Origin of the sequence: Dokdonella sp. (assembly GCF_044227025.1) — a bacterium.
Lineage (GTDB): Bacteria > Pseudomonadota > Gammaproteobacteria > Xanthomonadales > Rhodanobacteraceae > Dokdonella_A.
In genome coordinates this window covers 321,709-326,293 of sequence record NZ_JBGAFX010000006.1, presented here as the reverse complement: position 1 = coordinate 326,293, position 4,585 = coordinate 321,709, and the positions used below count along the sequence as shown (strand labels likewise).

Genomic DNA, 4,585 nt, shown 5'->3' with positions numbered 1-4,585 from the left:
GATCCCTCCCTGGAGTCTTGGCTATTTCATTCCCTGACGTACCGTTGGCAAAATGCGCGCGCTGCCTAGGGGTGCCGCCACAGATTCGTGCGTGGTGAGTGGCACGTGTGGATCAAACCGCTCACCAACGTTCACGCGCAGCTCGACCTTGGCACCGGCCTGCCGCTGCACCCCTTCCAGCGTCGCCGAACCACCGCGCACGTTCACCACGCGCCACTCCGTGCCAGCTACGACATCACCCCTGGCACAAGACACCAGTCGTCCTTCGCTATCGCGGACGACCATCGTCTGCACATCTGCCGCCATCGCAACGACAGCATATGAGCGCGCCGATTCGGCGCCCGCCGTCGCCGCAGCAACGCTGAGCACGGCCAGCACGAAGCGGCAGCATCTGAAAAACTTCAAGATCAACCCCAGCACCCGATTGGCGAATGCACGCAACGCGCAGAGTCGGTCTGCATGCACAATCCGCGCAAACTCGGCAGACCATGCATCTCCCCGCAAACCGTTGAAGATGGTTGCACGCTGTCGACATGCCGGCAAGTAGGAATTTCGCTACTTCTTCGACTTTAGCGCGGCTGCAATTCAAGGAAAAAGATAGATCGGTTTTCCTGTGTAACCTCTCAAACATCAGAGTTCGCCATCCGATGGATTGCCACAAAAATGGGTGGTCAAGTGGGAGGCGCCTGAAACAGAAGGCTGGCCATCCTTTTGCCGCGTAGCACACGCGGGGTGCCGCCGAGCGCTTCGAGCCCGGCGGCACCGGCTGTTCAATTGCGCGTATCACGACGACCGGCGGCGAGACGGCGCTTGCCGCCAGACTCTCAAGTCGCACGCTCCGATTCGGCCTCGAAGCGAGGGGAGCGTCAGGCTGTGTACATCGCCACCCACAACGTGACGACGAACTGCACCGGCCTGTAGATGTAGAGGTTGACCGCGATCATCGCCGCGATGAGCGCGGCAGCCGATGCGACGGCGCGCACCCATCCGGTGCGGTAGGCGCGATGCAGCATGAGCACCGCGTAGAGCGCGTAGAGGAAGCGCGCGACCCAGTCGAGCGCGGACATCGGAACGATCGCGTCAAATGACGGGACCAGCGATTGCAGCACGGTGATGACGTGCACGAGCGTCGTCACCATGAGCAGCGCGAACGCGAAGTAGTGCAGCGTCACCACGAAGTGTTCGGCGTAGTAGTGGCGCCGGTCGGCGTAGAGCAGCGCGAGGACGAGCGCGACGAACGGCAGGTGCAGGATGACGAGCGCCTTGCTCACGTCGTCCGCGCGCGCGTCGTAGCGTTCACGCAACTTGCGGTAACCGTCGCCGTGGTGGTCGGGATCGAGCCGGGCGGCTTCGCGGTCGACCCAGGATTCCGTCAATGCACTGTGCGCCTGCGCGTTGCGCGCATACATGCTCGTGTCCGTGCCGGGGTCGGCCGCCGCGATCGCGATGCGCGGCGTGACCTGGCGGCTGAACTGCATCGCGTAGTCGCCGTGCAACGGCAGGATGAAGTAGACCACGTTGACCGCGAGGAACAGCGTCACCGGCGACAGCCAGCGCGCGCGGCGGCCCTCGTTGTAGTCGAGCGACAGCAGGCCGGGACGGAACAGCAGCGCGAGCAGCGAGCGCCATACGCGCCCATCGAGGTCGGTCAGCCCGTGCACGAACTCGCCGAGCAGATGGCCGAAGCGCCGGTCCGCGGCTTCGAAACGCTTCTGCCCGCAGCTCGCGCAGTAGCGGCCTTCGAGGGGCACGGAGCAGTTGGTGCAGGACACGGTCATCGGCGATCGCGCGGATGCGGGCGGGGAGCGCATCCTAACGCGAGGGGTGCGGCGTCACGACCCCACTTTTCCTCGACCCGCTGGCGGCGCAACATGCCGTCGATGGATGCATGCGCTACCCTGCCCGCACGCAGCTCGCCAGGGAGCCCTAGTGAACACGGAACTGCTCTCCATCGACGACGCCGTCGCACGCATCCTCCAGCGCGGGGGTGACGCGGTCGCAGTCGCCGCGCCGCTTGGGCTCGGCAAGCCGAACCACCTGCTCAATGCGCTGTATGCGCGCTTCAAGGCGGAGCCGGCGCGGCGGCTGACCTTGTACACGGCGCTCTCGCTCGACCTGCCGGCGGCGGCAAGCGATCTCGAGCGGCGGTTCCTCGGGCCGTTCCTCGCGCGCCAGTTCGGCGCCGACTATCCGCGCCTCGATTATGCGGTCGACATGAAGGCGAACCGCGTGCCGGCGAACGTGCACGTGGAGGAGTTCTACTTCATGTCGGGCGCGATGATGCATGCGGAGCGCGCGCAGCGCGAGTACGCGAGCATCAACTACACCTCGGTCGCGCGCGACCTGGCCGAACACGCGAACCTGCACGCGATCGTGCAGCTGGTCGCCACGCGCGGCAGCGGGCCCTCGGCGCGCTACAGCCTGTCGTGCAATCCGGATGTGACGCTCGACGTGATCAAGGCGATCGCCGCGAACGGCGGGCAGCGCCCATTGATCATCGGCGTGGTGCACCCGGACCTGCCGTTCCTCAGTGGCGCGGCGGAGGTGGGGCCGGAGTTCTTCGATGCCCTCGTCGACGGCAGCCTGCCGCGGCAGGAGTTGTTCGCGCTGCCGCGCAATGCGGTGGACCTGACCGAATACGCGATCGGCCTGCACGCGAGTTCGCTCGTGCGCGACGGCGGCACGCTGCAGATCGGCATCGGCGCATTGTCGGATGCGATCGTGCACGCGCTGCTGCTGCGGCACCAGCGCAATGCCGACTACCTCGCCACGCTCGCGGCACTGCGCGGCGGCACCCAGGCGCACCCGTTGCCCGGCCGCTGGGGTGGCACGGGAGCGTTCGTGCACGGCCTGTACGGCGCGAGCGAGATGATCATGGACGGCTTCATGCACCTGCGCCGCGCGGGCATCCTCAAGCGCACGGTGTACGACGACATGGAGGTGGAACACGCGCTCGCCACCGGCGCCGCGGTCGATCCGTCGAAACTGCGCAACGGCCATTACCTCAAGGGCGCGTTCTACCTCGGTTCGAAGGAGTTCTACGCGTGGCTGCGCGAACTCCAAGGCGAGGACTACAGCGGGCTGGCGATGAGCGCGGTGTCCGACGTCAACCAGCTCTACGGCGGACGCGAGCAGCTCGATGCGTTGCAACGCCGCGATGCGCGCTTCTTCAACACCTGCATGATGGCGACCCTGCTCGGCGCGGCGACGTCGGATGCGCTCGAGGACGGGCGCGTCGTCAGCGGCGTCGGCGGGCAGTACAACTTCGTCGCGATGGCGCATGCGCTGGCGGGTGGACGGTCGGTGCTGCTGCTGCGCGCAACGCGCAAGAGCGGGCGCAAGGTCGAGTCGAACATCCGCTGGAACTACGGCTACACGACGATCCCGCGCCACCTGCGCGATGTCTACATCACTGAATACGGCATCGCGGACCTGCGCGGGCGCTCGGACGAAGCCTGCGTGCAGGCGATGCTCGCGATCAGCGATGCGCGCTTCGTCGACGAGCTCGCGGCCACGGCGATCCGCAATGGCAAGCTCGCGCGCGATTTCCGCGTGCCGGATGCGTGGCGTGCGAACACGCCCGAAGCACTTGCCGAGCGCCTGCGCCCGCAAGTGAGCGCAGGCCTGCTGCCGACCTTCCCGTTCGGCAGCGATTTCGACGCGACCGAGCGGCGCATCCTGCCGGCGCTGTTGTGGCTCAAGGCACACGTCGCCGAACCCCGCCGCTGGCCGGCGTTGCTGGGTGCGTTGCTGGCGCCGGGCGGTCGTGCGGAAGACACACCGCTACTCGCGCGGCTTGCGCTGGCGCAGCCGCAGTCAGTGGGCGAGCGGGTGTTGGCGCGGTTGGTGCGGGGGGCGATTGCGCGGGCGAAATAGGCGCTACCGGGCCGCGGTCAATTGGCGCGCGTCTTCGCAATCGTTTCCAGGCGATGATCGAAACAGAACGGGGCGATGCGCACATCCGTGATCTGCGATGCGCCTGGCCTTCCGACGACACCCAAATTGCTATCGGCCTTCGCGGTATCGGACCCCGAGCATCGTTAGGCCAAGGATCGCCGCGACGACCGAGATAGATGGACAATCGAACGCAAACCCCGCTCCGCAAGCCAAGCACAGCAGTCCCATCGTCGCGCTATATGTTCGGCTCATCGGGCGCACTCCATCCGCGAGGATTGTCCTCGCTTTGTGGCGTACGAAAAATCAGAGGTGGTCCACTCCGTCCCCTTTTGTCCCCTTTTGTCTTTTAGCTGCTGCTATCAGCAACGACGTTTACCGCGAAGCAGGAACAAGACCGGCGGAAGCGTGACGGCCATTAAGAGAACCCAATTGGGCCTTACAGGCTCCGGCAAGAATTGCCCGACAGGCAAGGCGCACCAAGCGCCATAGCAAAAGACACCGAGCAGAGTGGGCTTCAATGTGACAAATTTCTGAACTAGGACAATACCCAACAACCCGAGCGCGTACGCGCATCCTGCAACTATCGGCGTCAGAACAAGTCCGGTTGTCGGATGCGTATTGTAGTGCCCGATGTGCATTGAATAGAGCTGGATGCGCGCAAGAACTACTACTAGATAGACTGCCACCG

Annotated in this window: 3 protein-coding genes; 1 reads left to right on the top strand and 2 read right to left on the bottom strand. The window is 65.4% G+C overall.

Translation table 11 applies throughout. The features are described from left to right. Positions 1 to 21: 21 nt before the first annotated feature. Complete coding sequence (locus ACILRJ_RS15630) at positions 22 to 543, bottom strand: hypothetical protein (RefSeq protein WP_395684129.1); 522 nt, start codon at positions 541 to 543, stop codon at positions 22 to 24. A gap of 323 nt (positions 544 to 866) precedes the next feature. After that, positions 867 to 1,778: a DUF3667 domain-containing protein gene (locus ACILRJ_RS15625; protein ID WP_395684128.1), complete on the bottom strand. Its 912-nt coding sequence runs from the start codon at positions 1,776 to 1,778 to the stop codon at positions 867 to 869. Positions 1,779 to 1,929: 151 nt separating this feature from the next. On the opposite strand from ACILRJ_RS15625, the gene ACILRJ_RS15620 reads away from it, so the two are divergent. Further along, entirely contained in the window at positions 1,930 to 3,876 is a 1,947-nt protein-coding gene (locus ACILRJ_RS15620; RefSeq protein WP_395684127.1) for an acetyl-CoA hydrolase/transferase C-terminal domain-containing protein, read from the top strand. Positions 3,877 to 4,585 lie beyond the last annotated feature (709 nt).

Coding starts and splice junctions, on each gene's coding strand:
- ACILRJ_RS15625 (WP_395684128.1), bottom strand. CDS start 1,778: ATGACCGTGTCCTGCACCAACTGCTCCGTGCCCCTCGAAGGCCGCTAC.